Below are 14,621 nucleotides of genomic sequence, written 5' to 3'. Positions count from 1 at the left end.
TTCGCGGCTTTTTTGTGTCATAAGAAATTCCTTGGAATTCCTTATGACACAAAAAGGCACTAACTGCTTCCTGTGACAGAAAAACAGTAGTGGCATCTTTTATGTGACAGGGTATCAATGCTGTATATTCGAAAAAAGAGAGGGGAAAAGACAATGGAGCAGAGAAAGAAAGCGATCATCTGCCTGGAAGGACTGGGAAAGCAATTCCAGACAACTAACGGAACGGTGACCGCGTTAGATGATATTAACCTGGAAATCCTGCAAGGTGAGATTTTTGGAATTATCGGTCTGTCAGGTGCAGGAAAGAGTACGCTGGTCCGGTGTATCAATTATCTGGAGACACCGACGGCGGGACGGGTTATTTTTGAGGGACAGAACCTGTCGATGATGAAGGAGGCGGAGATTCGGAAAGCCAGACAGTCGATGGGAATGATTTTCCAGCAGTTTAATCTTCTGGCACAGAGAAATGTACTCCAGAATGTGTGCTTTCCGATGGAGATTGCCGGTGTCCCGAAAGCAGAGGCGAAGAAACGGGCGGCTGAGCTTTTAAAATTAGTCGGTCTGGAAGAACGGATGAAGGCATATCCGGCACAGCTCTCCGGCGGACAGAAGCAGCGTGTGGCGATTGCACGTGCGATGTCCACGAACCCGAAGGTGCTGCTTTGCGATGAGGCGACGAGTGCGCTCGACCCGAACACGACAAAATCGATTTTGGAGCTTCTCAAGAAGATTAATCGCGAACTCGGCATTACTGTGATCGTGATTACCCATGAGATGGCGGTGATTGAGTCTATCTGCGACCGTGTGGCGATCATCGACCACAGCCACATTGCAGAGTCTGGCAGGGTATCAGAGATTTTCTCCGGTCCGAAGTCGGAGATTGGGCGGCAGCTGATTCTCGGTGAGACGGTAGGGCAGAAGACAAGCTTTGCCAGAGCGCGCCAGATCCGCGTTATTTTCAATGGACAGGAATCCTCGGAGCCAATTATTTCCAATATGGTATTAGCCTGCAAGGTTCCGGTCAATATCCTTCTCGCGGATACCCACGATATCGGGGGCAAGGCGATGGGACAGATGCTTCTGCAGCTCCCGGAGGACGAGGTGGATGCAGGGCGTATCTGCAATTATTTAAAAACGGTCGGTGTGACCTATGAGGAGGTGCGCTAAGATGATATTTGATGCGAGGACAGTTAGTATGCTGGTAAAAGAGACCTGGAGAACCTTATATATGGTAGGTCTTTCTTCCCTGATTTCTTATTTGATCGGAATACCGCTCGGCGTGGCGCTGGTTGTAACCGATAAAGATGGCATCCGTCCTGTGCCGCTGTTTAACAAAGTGGTGGGTGTGATTGTCAACCTGCTCCGTTCGGTGCCGTTTATCATCCTGTTAGCGATGGTAATGCCGCTGACCCGCGCGATCGTGGGAAAGACGATCGGAGCAAATGCGGCAGTTGTACCGCTGGTAATCGCGGCGTTCCCGTACATCAGCCGTATGGTAGAGGCATCGTTAAAGGAAATTGATGCAGGCGTGATAGAGGCAGCAAAATCAATGGGCGCTTCGATCTGGCAGATTATTTTCAAGGTGCTGCTTCCGGAGTCCAAGCCGTCCCTGTTAGTTGGCGCGGCGATTTCAATCACGACGATCCTCGGATATTCCGCGATGGCAGGCTGCGTCGGCGCCGGTGGTCTGGGCGATGTGGCGATCCGATATGGATACCACCGTTATCAGGCAGATATGATGCTGGTTACCGTTGTGATTCTGGTTATTATCGCACAGCTGATTCAGGAGATCTTTACGCGGAGTTCGAGAAGAAGTGATAAGAGAATCCGTTAATAAGATATTTACAGAAATGAAATGCAGCCTATCGTCTGTGGCAGATGCAGGACATTTCTGAAATATAAATTTAAAGGAACTGTTTAAACACACAAAGAGGAGGAAATCACTATGAAAAAATCATTCTTAGGAACCACATTCCTGGCACTGCTGGCAGCTGCATCCTTAGCAGGCTGCTCTTCCAGCTCGAATGAGACAACTGCTGAGACCGCTGCAGAGGCAGCAGAGGAGACTACCGCAGAGGCAAAAGAGGCAGACGGCGATCTGGAGAAGCTGGTAGTAGGCGCAAGCCCGGCACCGCATGCTGAGATCCTGGAAGCTGCAAGAGACCTTCTGGCAGACAAGGGCTACGATCTGGAGATCGTAGAGTATACTGATTATGTACAGCCGAACAACGCACTGGAGTCCGGCGATCTGGATGCAAACTACTTCCAGCACAAACCATATCTGGATACCTTCAATGAGGAGAATGGCACTCACCTGGTAAGTGCAGGTGCAATCCATTATGAGCCATTCGGCATCTACGCAGGCAAGAGCGATTCTTTAGATGAGCTGGCTGACGGCGCAGAGGTTCTGGTGCCAAACGATGTAACCAACGAGGCAAGAGCACTTCTGCTTCTTCAGGATCAGGGTCTTCTGACACTGAAAGAGGATGCAGGTCTGACCGCAACTATCAATGATATTACAGAGAACCCAAAGAACCTGGATATCGTAGAGCTTGAGGCAGCACAGCTTCCGCGTTCCTTACAGGATGCTGATATCGCAGTTATCAACGGCAACTACGCAATCGAGGCTGGTTTAAAGGTAACCGATGCTCTGGCAGTAGAGGCTTCTGACTCTCTGGCAGCCCAGACATACGGAAATGTTGTAGCAGTTCGTGAGGGTGACGAGGAGAGCGACAAGACAAAAGCTCTGATGGAAGTCCTGACAAGCGATGATATCAAAGAATTTATCGAGACGAAGTATGATGGAGCGGTTGTTCCGCTGTTTTAATTGACGGCAGGAACCTGATTACAGCAACGAAATTGGGAAGAGACGGATGCTTTGCGGTGAAAACCGCAGGCGGGGGTCTCTTCTTTCGATTTATGGGAATGTGCGTCAGATGAAAAATGTTTTGCGTGAATTTTTTTGAATCATGTGATAGAATAAAAAAAGGATAAAGGTGACAGGCGGGTGATAAGAATGGAAATTCATATACAGAACAGGAAAAAGGGCTTTACGCTGGCGGAGCTTTTGGTAGTCGTTGCGATAGTTGCCATTTTAGCTGCAATTTCTATTCCCATTTTTACCAGGCAGCTGGAGACCAGCCGGGAGGCCACGGATCTTGCCAATGTCCGTTCTGCATATGCAGAGGTGATGGCAGCGGTCATGATTGAGGATACAGAGAATGAAGTGAAGGTTGTAAAGCTGAAACAGAAAAAAGAAAAATGGCAGTCGCATGACCCGGTGACGATAGGTGGAGTGATGCATTATAATGATCAGGGTGATACGGCCAACTGGATTGGTTATCCGGTTCCGGGTGGGGAGTGTGAAGTTTCCTATCGGCCGGATTCGGGAGTGCTTTTTAACTGGAAAAGCGGAAATGGTACAGGCGGTTCGGAACAGAAATACGCGTTTAATATCAATTGCGATGTACATGCGCCCTTGAATGACAGCGGCATATTGAAAATGCTGGGTAATAACAACAATTTTGAAATTGATTCCAACTGTACAAAATCCAATATGCTTCCCAAGATACAGGCGAAGATTGAGGGGGACAGCCTGTTAAAAAAGGGAACTTGGGCCTATCTGGGAGATGCAACGGATAAGTCGAAGCGATATTTATTTTGGACATCTGTAGATATATCCTCAGATTCGGTTGGTGCAGGAAAGAAGATACCGGTTATTATCAGTACAGCAGATGGAAGGTTTTATATTTCAGAAACAACTACCGCTATTCGAAAGAATACAGCTGGTAATTATGTAGCAATCGCCGATCATCTAACTCCACAACAGTATAGGGAATGTCTTTCGGAGGATAAAAAGTATAAGAATCTGCAGGAGGCATATGATGCATACGCAAAGCTGGTGACAGATGGGACGTACCCACAGTATAAGGATACGCTGCCGAAGTAGGGGCTGTGCAGCTGTTACAGGTGGGCGTCTTTAAAGTGGGGGGAGCCAGGGCATATGTTACTGTTCACGCATACGTGCCCAGTAACGGGCATATATCATTTACCAACCTGTGCCGAAAACCTTGACATTTTCCCGAAAAACCTCTATGATAACAAGGAACTGAAAAATGAAAGGCAGTGAAGAAGAGGAGTACACATAGAAGCCCTGACAGAGAGAACCGCGCAGGTTGAGAGACGGTTCCGGGAAACGGATGTGGAAGGTAGCTTCGGAGCCGGATTTCTGAAAAACCGCGTTCTGCTATGACTTAGGAATGCTGTGAAAGAGAGTGGTGGATAAGAGATCCCGGGAGTTCCCGTTATAGAATCAAGAGGATTGGGGTAAAGTCTGGATGTGTGCAAAGAAAACACCGGCAGACGAAAATCCTGATTGAATTAAGGTGGTACCGCGTATATGACGCCCTTTGCAGATGATATGTCTGCAAGGGGCTTTTTCATTTCATAGGAAATTACGTCCTATGAAACAAAAAACGCTCCGCGAGGATGCGCCAAGGCGCATTCTTTTTCATAGGAAACGCGCTTCGGAAAGGACAAAACAGATGAAAAAACAGGGTCCGCTGACAAGCTGTGATACGTGCGGCAATTATGTCTATGACGATGATTATGGGTATTATCTGTGCGAGGCAGATCTGGATGAGGACGAGATGGCGGCATTTTTAAGCAACCAGCGTTTTGTCTGCCCGTACTACCAGACGGATGATGAGTACAAGATTGTCCGGAAACAGATGTAAGAAACTGCATCGGAAATTACACGAAATGAAGGTAAACAAGATGCGGTTCATGATAAAATGCAGGGATAAACAGCATTTGATGAGTTAAAACGCAAAAGGAGAATCGATCAATGAAAGAACTGGAAAAGACATATAATCCGGCGGATATTGAAGATCGCCTGTATCAGAAATGGCTGGACAGCAAATATTTCCACGCCGATGCAGAGCGCGGACGCAGAAACGGTAAGAAGCCGTTCACGATTGTGATGCCGCCGCCAAACATTACCGGACAGCTTCATATGGGACATGCGCTGGATAACACCATGCAGGATATCCTGATCCGTTACAAGAGAATGCAGGGCTATGAGGCACTGTGGCAGCCGGGTACCGACCATGCGGCGATCGCAACGGAGGTTAAGGTTATCAACAAGCTGAAAGAGCAGGGCATTGACAAGCATGATCTGGGTCGTGAGGGCTTCCTGGAGAAAGCATGGGAGTGGAAAGAAGAGTACGGCAGCCGTATCGTAAAACAGCTTCACAAGCTGGGTTCCTCCGCTGACTGGGACCGCGAGCGTTTCACGATGGACGAGGGCTGTTCCGAGGCGGTTCTGGAAGTATTTACCAGACTGTATGAAAAAGGTTATATTTACAAGGGATCCCGTATCATCAACTGGTGCCCGGTCTGCCAGACTTCGATTTCGGATGCCGAGGTAGAGCATGAGGAGCAGGACGGCTTTTTCTGGCACATCAATTATCCGATCGTCGGCGAAGAGGGACGTTTTGTCGAGATCGCAACCACCCGTCCGGAGACACTGTTAGGTGATACTGCGGTAGCTGTCAACCCGGAGGATGAGCGCTACAAAGATATCGTAGGCAAGATGTTAAAACTGCCGCTGACCGACCGTGAAATTCCGGTCATCGCGGATGAGTATGTAGATAAAGAGTTCGGTACCGGCTGCGTAAAGATCACACCGGCACATGACCCGAACGACTTTGAGGTAGGAAAACGCCACAACCTGGAAGAGATCTGCATCATGAATGACGATGCAACTATCAGCGTACCGGGCAAATATCAGGGCATGGACCGCTACGAGGCGAGAAAAGCCATGGTAGAAGATCTGAAGGAAATGGGACTTTTAGTCAAAGTTGTTCCGCATTCCCACAACGTAGGTACCCACGACCGCTGCGGCACAACCGTAGAACCGATGGTAAAACCGCAGTGGTTTGTCAAGATGGAAGAGATGGCGAAACCGGCGGTAGAGGCACTTAAATCCGGCAGACTTAAATTCGTTCCGGAGAGCTTTGGAAAGACCTATCTGCACTGGCTTGAGGGCATCCGTGACTGGTGTATTTCCCGTCAGCTCTGGTGGGGACACCGGATTCCGGCATATTATTGTGATGATTGCGGCGAGATGACCGTTGCCAAGAACGCACCGGCGGTATGCCCGAAATGCGGCGGCACCCATCTGCATCAGGATGAGGACACGCTGGATACCTGGTTCTCTTCCGCCCTGTGGCCGTTCTCCACGCTCGGCTGGCCGAAGGACACACCGGAATATGAATATTTCTATCCGACCGACGTGCTGGTAACCGGATACGATATCATTTTCTTCTGGGTTATCCGTATGGTATTCTCCGGTCTGGAGCAGACTGGCAAAGAGCCGTTCCACACCGTCCTGATCCACGGTCTGGTACGTGATTCTCAGGGACGTAAGATGAGTAAATCCCTTGGAAATGGTATCGATCCGCTGGAGGTTATCGACAAGTACGGCGCCGATGCACTCCGTATGACCCTGATGACCGGTAACGCACCGGGCAACGATATGCGTTTCTACTGGGAGCGTGTAGAAGCAAGTCGCAACTTTGCAAACAAGGTGTGGAATGCATCCCGTTTCATCATGATGAACATTGAGAAAGCGCCGGTAACGGATGTAAAACTTTCTGGCCTGCAGATGGCTGACCGCTGGATCCTCTCCAAGGTCAACACGCTGGCAAAAGATGTCACCGAGAACATGGATAAGTACGAGCTGGGAATCGCCCTCCAGAAGGTTTATGATTTCATCTGGGAGGAATTCTGTGACTGGTACATTGAGATGGTAAAACCGAGACTCTGGTCCGAGGAGGATACCACCAAGGCAGCTGCACTCTGGACCCTGAAAACGGTTCTGATCCAGTCCTTGAAACTGCTGCATCCATATATGCCGTTTATTACCGAGGAAATCTTCTGCAATCTGCAGGATGAGGAACCGTCCATCATGATTTCTTCCTGGCCGGTCTACAAGGATGAGTGGAACTTTGCAGAGGAAGAGAAGGCAGTTGAGACGATCAAGGATGCAGTCCGCGCGATCCGCGGTGTCCGCACATCCATGAACGTACCGCCGAGCAAGAAGGCAAAAGTATACGTTGTATCTGAAGATCCGGAAGTTCTGTCCATCTTCGAGCACAGCCGCGTCTTCTTTGCAACTCTTGGCTATGCGAGCGATGTTATTCTTCAGAAGGACAAGAGCGGAATCGCAGACGATGCTGTATCGGCTGTGACTGCAAAGGCAACCATCTATATGCCGTTTGCAGAGTTAGTTGATCTGGACAAAGAGATCGAACGCCTCAGCAAGGAAGAAGAGAAGCTGAAAAAAGAGCTTGCCCGTTCCGAGGGTATGTTAAGCAATGAAAAGTTCGTCAGCCGCGCACCGGAGGCAAAGATTGCCGAAGAGCGCGAGAAGCTGGAGAAATACCGCCAGATGATGGCACAGGTACAGGAGCGCCTGGCACAGCTGCGGAAATAGTTGAATATGAAGTAAAAGGCAGGATCGAGAGATCCGCCTGATGCGTGAAATAAGCCGATGTGTATGGGGAAAACTATATGCATTGGCTTATTTGCAAAGAAAGAACCGAAATTATTCTGTTTTTTATTTATATGGGCGAATGCCTTTGAAGAGAGAAAGGAGATTATTTTTTTATCCTCGAACGAGGATAATTGGATTATACGAGATATTATGGAGATAAGAACAGCGACAATAGCAGATCTGGCTCAGATTGCAGCCGTGGAAGCAGAATGCTTTCCGGTAGCGGAAGCCGCAACGAAAGAGGAGTTTGAGGAGAGAATTAAGTATTATGGAAATCATTTCTGGCTCATGTTTGAAGGCGAAAAGCTGATTGCGTTTGTGGACGGCTTCGTCACAGACAAGCCGGATCTGACGGATGAGATGTACGAACGGGCAGAAATGCACGATGAAAACGGCGCATGGCAGATGATTTTTGGTGTCAATACGATCCCGGCATACCGGAAACATGGCTATGCGGGACAGTTGCTCCAGTGCGCCATCGAGGATGCCAGAAAACAGGGGAGGAAGGGACTTGTGTTGACGTGCAAGGAAAAATTGATAGCCTATTATGCCAAGTTTGGATTTGTGAATGAGGGGATCTCGGAATCGGTGCATGGAAACGTGATCTGGTATCAGATGCGGTATAAGTTTTAAATTTAAGAAGAAATACGTGATTGCCCGCAAATACTAATAATACTTATTATAGGAATCGAAATGGCGTTTTTAATAGAAGTGTGATAAGATACAAGTATCAGAATTAAAAATGAGACGCCATTTCGATTTTTTGTAATTGTTTGCAACAAGCATTACAAATTCTTTTCCATCTTTCTGCGTGTATCTTTTGCGTGTGTTTTATATGCATAACGGGCATCGGAAGCAGGCTGCACGGGATTGGGTGAAAAAGGGTCAAAAGGGGCGTCCGCAAACAGGAGGGGTTAGAGAAAACATGAAATCATTGCAGGCGCGTTATCTGGATCGACTGGCAGAGCTTTACCCGACGATTGCAGCGGCATCGACGGAGATCATCAATCTGGAATCGATCTTAAATCTGCCGAAAGGAACGGAACATTTCCTGACCGATATCCATGGGGAATACGAGGCATTTTCTCATGTATTGAAAAATGGTTCCGGTTCCGTCAAGCGAAAGATTGACGATGTATTTGGAAATACCCTGAGCCGTCAGGATAAGCAGTCACTGGCAACCCTTATTTACTATCCGGCGGAGAAAATGAGCCGGATTCTGCAGACGGAGAAGAACCCGGATGACTGGTATAAGATCACACTCTATCGTCTGATTGCGGTCTGCCGCCGGGCAGCGAGCAAGTACACGCGTTCGAAGATCCGCAAGGCGCTTCCGAAGGAATTTGCCTATGTGCTGGAAGAACTTCTGACTGAGCGCGGTGATCTGCAGGACAAGGAATCCTACTACGATGCCATCGTCCAGACGATTGTCCGTGTGGGACGGGCGAAAGCCTTTATTATAGCGCTAAGCGAGCTGATTCAGCGCCTGACGGTCGATCATCTTCATATCGTAGGCGATATCTATGACAGGGGTCCGGGACCGCATATCATCATGGACAAGATGATGACCTATCACTCGATTGATGTCCAGTGGGGCAATCACGATGTGCTCTGGATGGGCGCGGCAGCGGGACAGATGGGGTGTATTGCAAACGCAATCCGTATCTGCGCGAGATATGGAAACCTGGATATTTTGGAGGATGGTTACGGCATCAACCTTCTTCCATTGGCAACCTTTGCGATCAATACATATGGGGATGACCCGTGCACCTGCTTCCAGTTAAAGGGCAGTGACTCTTACAGTGCGTCTGAGCGCGAGATGAACCAGAAGATGCACAAGGCGATCTCGATCATCCAGTTCAAGGCGGAAGGGCAGATCATCAAGCGCCATCCGGAATTTGGTCTGGAGAAACGAAATCTTCTGCATCATATTGATTTTGAACGCGGCGTTCTGGAAATGGATGGCAGAGAGTACAAGATGCTTGATATGAATTTCCCGACGGTGGATCCAAAGGATCCATATGCATTTACACCAGAAGAAGCGGATATCATGGAACGTCTGGAACGTGCGTTCATGAACTGCGAGAAGTTGCAGCAGCATATGAAGTTTCTGCTGGCGAAGGGAAGCCTCTATAAAGTATACAACAACAATCTTCTTTACCATGGCTGCGTTCCGTTAAATAAGGACGGTACCTTCAAGGAGGTAGAGATCTACGGCAAGCAATATAAGGGAAAGGCGCTATACGATATTCTGGACAATTATGTCCGCAAGGGGTTTGTCGCGGTCGATAAGGCAGAGCGGGAAAAAGGCAGGGACATGATGTGGTATATCTGGCTGAATGAAAATTCCCCGCTGTTCGGCAAGGACAAGATGGCAACGTTTGAGCGCTATTTTCTGGCAGAAAAAGAGACACATAAAGAAGTAAAAAATCCGTATTACGATATGCTGGAAAATGAGGAAGTGCTTGACCGCATTCTCCGTGAGTTTGGCCTGGAGCCGGAGGGCGCGCACATCATCAACGGTCACGTCCCGGTCAAATCCAAAGACGGCGAGAGCCCGCTCAAATGCGGCGGTAAGCTTCTCGTTATCGACGGTGGTTTCTCAAGGGCATATCAGAAAGAAACCGGTATCGCGGGGTATACGCTGATTTACAACTCCTACGGTCTGATTCTGGCAGCGCACGATCCGTTTGAGTCCACCGAGGCGGCGATCGAGAAGGAGAGTGATATCCACTCCGAGAGCCGTATGGTCAAATGGGTGCCGGAGCGCAAGTGCGTCGGGGATACCGATATCGGACGGGAACTGAAAGAGAAGATCAAAGATCTGGAAAAACTGCTGAATGCGTACTATAGCGGTGCGATCGCGGAGAAATTTACGCGGTAGATCATTCGCCAGACAACGGATGCAAATGGAAATCACGTAAGTGATCCGATTGCAGTGAATGCTGTAGAGGCAAATATTCGGAAATCAGAGAGTGTAAAATGAAAAGGAATACGGCAATGACATAATATGTATCATGTCATATACAGTGTGCCGTGATATGAGGACTTTTACAGCCGATGAGAGAAAAGAAAAAAGGAAAACGTTGATTTTCTGATTATATTATTTTCAAAACAAAAAAAACGCAATATTCCAGTTTGCGTTGCGGTTGTAGTTTGTAATATTTTAAAGTACAATAGTAAAGAATTTATAAAAAAAAGGAATGCAGCAATGACATAATACATATTATGTCATATACAGGGACATATATAAAGCAGGAAAATCTGGTTGGCGGAAATATGGACATCTTTTGATTATAAGACAGAGCGAGAAGAAGACAGGAGTTCACCGATACTGGGTGTGCCAATGCGATTGCGGAAACATCTGTCTGGTTTACGGAACGCATTTAAAAAGTGGACATACAAAAAGCTGTGGCTGTTACCGCAGAAAAAAGCAGACGCATGGATGGCTGGATCTGACGGGAGAACGTTATGGACGGCTTCTGGCTCTGGGACCATGGAAAGAAGATTCTCCTTACCTGGATATGGTCAAAGACGGAAATTCTGGCATGGACGGGAGAAACAAGGGCGCGAATGCAGAAAAACAGTATTATGATACATTCCTAAAAAAATATCATGGAGAACAAAGCGGCGCTGAGAGCGAAGGGAGAGAATAGAATGTTGCAAAAATCGCAGGAAGAGCCGAAAAAAAAAGAACAAAGAATTTCGGACATACATACACACGTTCTTCCGGGACTTGATGATGGCTCGAAAAGCATAGGCGCCAGTGTTCGGATGCTTCGGAAATCATATCAGCAAGGTGTGCGCAATGTGATAGCAACCCCTCATTATACCGTTTATCACTGGCGGACAAAACCGGAACAGATACAGAGACTTATGGAGCAGATGGCAAAAGCGGTTCAGAAGGTGATGCCGGAGCTGCGACTGTATAGCGGGCAGGAAATACAATATTTTGAAGGCATGGCTGATATGCTTCAGAGGGGAGAACTGCTGACACTGGCGGGAAGTCATTATGTTCTGGTAGAATTCCTTCCCCAGTCGCAGTGGAGTCAGATACAGAATGCAGTCCGGGAGCTGCTGCTGGCGGGATATTTCCCAGTGCTGGCGCATATTGAGCGTTATCAGTGTCTAAGAAAGACAGGACGTCTGACAGAGCTTCAGAAGGAGGGAGCTTATCTTCAGATGAATTACGGAAGTCTGATAAAGCTTAGAAATGTCTGGAATTTACGTGAGAGACTGGAACGGCGCTGGTGCCGTAAAGTGCTGCTGGCGGGATATATCAGTTTTCTGGGAACCGATATGCATGGGGTTCATCACCGTGCACCGGACAGTGACAGGGCGCTTGCCTGGATCCGGAAAAAAGGCGGGGATACATTGGCCAGACAATTGTCAGTGGAGAATCCAGAAAAAATAATCCTGGATGAACGATTATAAGAGGAACTCTAAAATACATCTGAAACAGATTGGCAGAATGCCGGTCAGAAAAAAAGAAAGAAAAGGAAATTTGTAAGGTATGGAAACGAAAGAGAGTCAAAAACAGGCGTGGGATGACGAGGATGTAATTGATGTCGGAGAGATTTTGTATGCATTGCTCCGGAAACTCTGGATTATCATCGGAGCGCTTGTGATTGGAGGAGCAATTGGAGGGGCATATAGTTACTTTTTGCTCACACCGCAGTACACTTCAACCGCAAAAATCTATGTACTGACAAAAGAAACAACGCTGACATCGTTGGCCGACCTGCAGATTGGCACGCAGCTGACGCAGGATTACAAGACGATCATTACCGGCCGCTCGGTCATGGAAGAGGTAGTCGATAAACTTCATCTGGACATGGACTATAAAAAGCTGGTTAAGAAGATTGAAGTGGAGAATCCGAAAGATACACGTATTCTGAGCATTTCAGCGCAGGATCCGGATGCGGAAATGGCAAAAAAGATCGTTGATACGACGGCAGAAGTGGCATCGGACTATGTAGGAGAAATCATGGAGATGACACCGCCGAAACTCATCGAGAGCGGTGAGGTAGCTGTTAAAAAGACCAGTCCGAGCAATACCAAAAATGCTGCGATTGGCGCTTTGATAGCAGCCTTTTTGGTGTGTGCATACATCAGCCTGACTGTTATTTTGAATGATACGATTCAGTCAGAGGAAGATGTGGAGAAATATCTGGAACTGCCGGTACTGGCTGTGATTCCGGAGAGCAAGATTCACGGAAGAGGCGAGAAAAAAGTAAAACGTACCTCCGGCATCTGGGATATCATCAATCCATTTGCCGGAAAAGAGAAAAACGAAAGAAGGTAGGAGAGCATGGCAAACCAGAATCTGTTCATCCCGGTTACACAGGATGAAAAAAAAGACTATCAATATGAGGAAGCAATGAAAACACTCCGTACCAACATTCAGTTTTCGGGCAGTGGATTGAAAGTGATCATGCTGACCAGCACGATGCCGGATGAGGGAAAAAGTGAGACATCTTCCCAGCTGGCGATTTCAATGGCACAGACAGAGGGACGAGTTTTATTTATTGATGCCGATATCCGTAAATCCGTGCTGGTATCCCGCTTCGGATTCGGGCAGCAGATTTACGGTCTGACGCAGTACCTGACAGGACAGAAACTGCTGGGGGATATTCTGTATCATACCAATCTGCCAAATCTTGACATCATTTTCTCTGGCCCGATGGCGCCGAATCCGGCGGAATTGCTGGGAGAGGACGCATTTGCGCGGCTGGTTGAATGGGCAAGAAATGAATATGATACGATCATCATTGATACGCCGCCTCTTGGAAGTGTCATTGACGCAGCTATTATTTCCCAGCGCTGTGACGGAGCTATCCTCGTAGTTGAAAGCGGGGCGCTCAGTTATCGCCTGGTGCAGAAAGCAAAAAACCAGCTTGAGCGGACAGGCTGCCGGATTTTAGGAGCCGTACTGAATCGTGTCGATATGGCAGGCAGCGGATACTATCATAGATATTATGGAAAATATTCCAAATATAGTAAATATTACGAAAACGAGTCGGATAAATGAAAAAGCAGAATATGATTCGATGGATTGCCGGAGCGGCGGTGGGAATCGCCTGCGTGGGATTCGGTATCCATGCGTATTACAGATATGAAGAGAGAGAAGCAGCCGTGCAGGAGATGGAAGCACGTGGGCAGCAGGAAAACGAGGATGCAGAAGACCAGAAAAATGGGATTTTGACCTGGAATGGAAAGAAATATCGCCGGAATACAGCGATGAGAGCCATTCTTTGTATGGGTATTGATACGAAGGGCGAGATGGCATCACAGGCAGTTTCGGGAAAAGGCGGCGATGCCGATGCCATCTTTCTGATCGCCGAGGACGCGTCCAGAGATCAGGCTCAGATTGTACTGATTCCAAGAAATACAATGACGGAGATAGAGGTATTTGACTATTTTGGGGAACCTCTGGGGACCGAGACACAGCAGCTGACGCTGGCGTATGCGTTTGGAGATGGGCGGGAAGAAAGCTGTGAACTGACAGCAGAAGCCCTTTCTAAACTTTTATTTGGTCTTAAGATCGACGGATACTTTGCAGTCAATATGGATTCGATTTCCTATTTTAATGATGCAGTCGGTGGTGTGCCGGTTACCGTGGATGATGAGATGGTCGCAAACCAGTATCCAGAAGATTTCAAGATGGGAGAAACAGTCAACCTGACCGGAGATCTGACAGAAAAATATGTCCGCTTCCGGGATGTGGACGAAGAGGGGTCCGCAAGTATTCGTCTTCACCGGCAGAAAGGATATCTGAAAGCGTTTATTCAGAAGGCAAAGGAAAGTCAGGCGGCAGACAAAACCACCATAACCCGGCTGGTGGATGGAATACAGAAATTGGCGATCACCAACATGGCGAAGGACCAGTACATGGACATGGGACTGGCGCTTTTGAACAGTCCGGATGCCATGGAAGACGGTGATTTTATTGAACTGTCGGGAAAAATATATCAGGGAAAATTCGAAGAGTTTTACCCAGATATGGATGAGCTAAAAGAGATTGTCATCAATCTTTTTTATAAAGAAAAAGCTTAAAAAGCAA

The 14,621-nt window shown here is 47.8% G+C and carries 13 protein-coding genes and 1 other annotated feature; all 13 genes read left to right on the top strand.

What is annotated here, in order from left to right; translation table 11 throughout:
• Positions 1–153 precede the first annotated feature (153 nt).
• The 13 genes from DWY89_RS09930 to DWY89_RS09865 all read left to right on the top strand — a co-directional run bounded on the left by DWY89_RS09930 (position 154) and on the right by DWY89_RS09865 (position 14,614).
• Positions 154–1,167, top strand: coding sequence for an ATP-binding cassette domain-containing protein (locus tag DWY89_RS09930; protein ID WP_118524648.1), 1,014 nt, complete (start codon positions 154–156; stop codon positions 1,165–1,167).
• A gap of 1 nt (position 1,168) precedes the next feature.
• Positions 1,169–1,834, top strand: a complete 666-nt coding sequence (locus DWY89_RS09925; protein ID WP_118524647.1) for a methionine ABC transporter permease — start codon at positions 1,169–1,171, stop codon at positions 1,832–1,834.
• Positions 1,835–1,945: 111 nt separating this feature from the next.
• Positions 1,946–2,827 carry a MetQ/NlpA family ABC transporter substrate-binding protein gene (locus DWY89_RS09915; protein WP_117795596.1) on the top strand — a complete coding sequence of 294 codons (882 nt, stop codon included), beginning with the start codon at positions 1,946–1,948 and terminating at the stop codon, positions 2,825–2,827.
• 189 nt (positions 2,828–3,016) lie between these two features.
• Positions 3,017–3,949, top strand: a complete 933-nt coding sequence (locus tag DWY89_RS09910) for a type II secretion system protein (protein ID WP_243022808.1) — start codon at positions 3,017–3,019, stop codon at positions 3,947–3,949.
• Positions 3,950–4,116: 167 nt separating this feature from the next.
• Positions 4,117–4,413 (top strand) — a binding site (T-box leader).
• Positions 4,414–4,544: 131 nt separating this feature from the next.
• A complete protein-coding gene (locus DWY89_RS09905) occupies positions 4,545–4,736 on the top strand; it encodes a DUF6472 family protein (RefSeq protein WP_022358726.1) in 192 nt (63 codons plus the stop codon).
• Between the two features lie 110 nt (positions 4,737–4,846).
• Positions 4,847–7,498, top strand: a complete 2,652-nt coding sequence (locus tag DWY89_RS09900; protein ID WP_118524646.1) for a valine--tRNA ligase — start codon at positions 4,847–4,849, stop codon at positions 7,496–7,498.
• 210 nt (positions 7,499–7,708) lie between these two features.
• On the top strand, positions 7,709–8,191 hold the full coding sequence (locus DWY89_RS09895) for a GNAT family N-acetyltransferase (protein WP_118524663.1): 483 nt from the start codon (positions 7,709–7,711) through the stop codon (positions 8,189–8,191).
• Between the two features lie 292 nt (positions 8,192–8,483).
• Positions 8,484–10,442, top strand: a complete 1,959-nt coding sequence (locus tag DWY89_RS09890; RefSeq protein ID WP_118523389.1) for a fructose-1,6-bisphosphatase — start codon at positions 8,484–8,486, stop codon at positions 10,440–10,442.
• Between the two features lie 406 nt (positions 10,443–10,848).
• On the top strand, positions 10,849–11,214 hold the full coding sequence (locus DWY89_RS14640) for a hypothetical protein (protein WP_243015277.1): 366 nt from the start codon (positions 10,849–10,851) through the stop codon (positions 11,212–11,214).
• Complete coding sequence (locus tag DWY89_RS09880) at positions 11,174–11,992, top strand: CpsB/CapC family capsule biosynthesis tyrosine phosphatase (RefSeq protein WP_347474718.1); 819 nt, start codon at positions 11,174–11,176, stop codon at positions 11,990–11,992. The genes DWY89_RS14640 and DWY89_RS09880 overlap by 41 nt, the downstream gene beginning before the upstream one ends.
• A 79-nt stretch (positions 11,993–12,071) precedes the next feature.
• Positions 12,072–12,863: a Wzz/FepE/Etk N-terminal domain-containing protein gene (locus tag DWY89_RS09875; protein WP_117795586.1), complete on the top strand. Its 792-nt coding sequence runs from the start codon at positions 12,072–12,074 to the stop codon at positions 12,861–12,863.
• A 6-nt stretch (positions 12,864–12,869) separates the two neighbouring features.
• Positions 12,870–13,589, top strand: a complete 720-nt coding sequence (locus DWY89_RS09870) for a CpsD/CapB family tyrosine-protein kinase (RefSeq protein WP_118472777.1) — start codon at positions 12,870–12,872, stop codon at positions 13,587–13,589.
• Complete coding sequence (locus DWY89_RS09865) at positions 13,586–14,614, top strand: LCP family protein (protein WP_117795582.1); 1,029 nt, start codon at positions 13,586–13,588, stop codon at positions 14,612–14,614. Before DWY89_RS09870 ends, DWY89_RS09865 begins: the two co-directional genes overlap by 4 nt.
• The last annotated feature ends 7 nt before the right edge of the window (positions 14,615–14,621 follow it).

The sequence above is a fragment of the Clostridium sp. AF27-5AA genome, from assembly GCF_003478415.1.
Lineage (GTDB): Bacteria > Bacillota > Clostridia > Lachnospirales > Lachnospiraceae > Otoolea > Otoolea fessa.
This window is presented reverse-complemented; position numbering and strand designations above follow the sequence as displayed.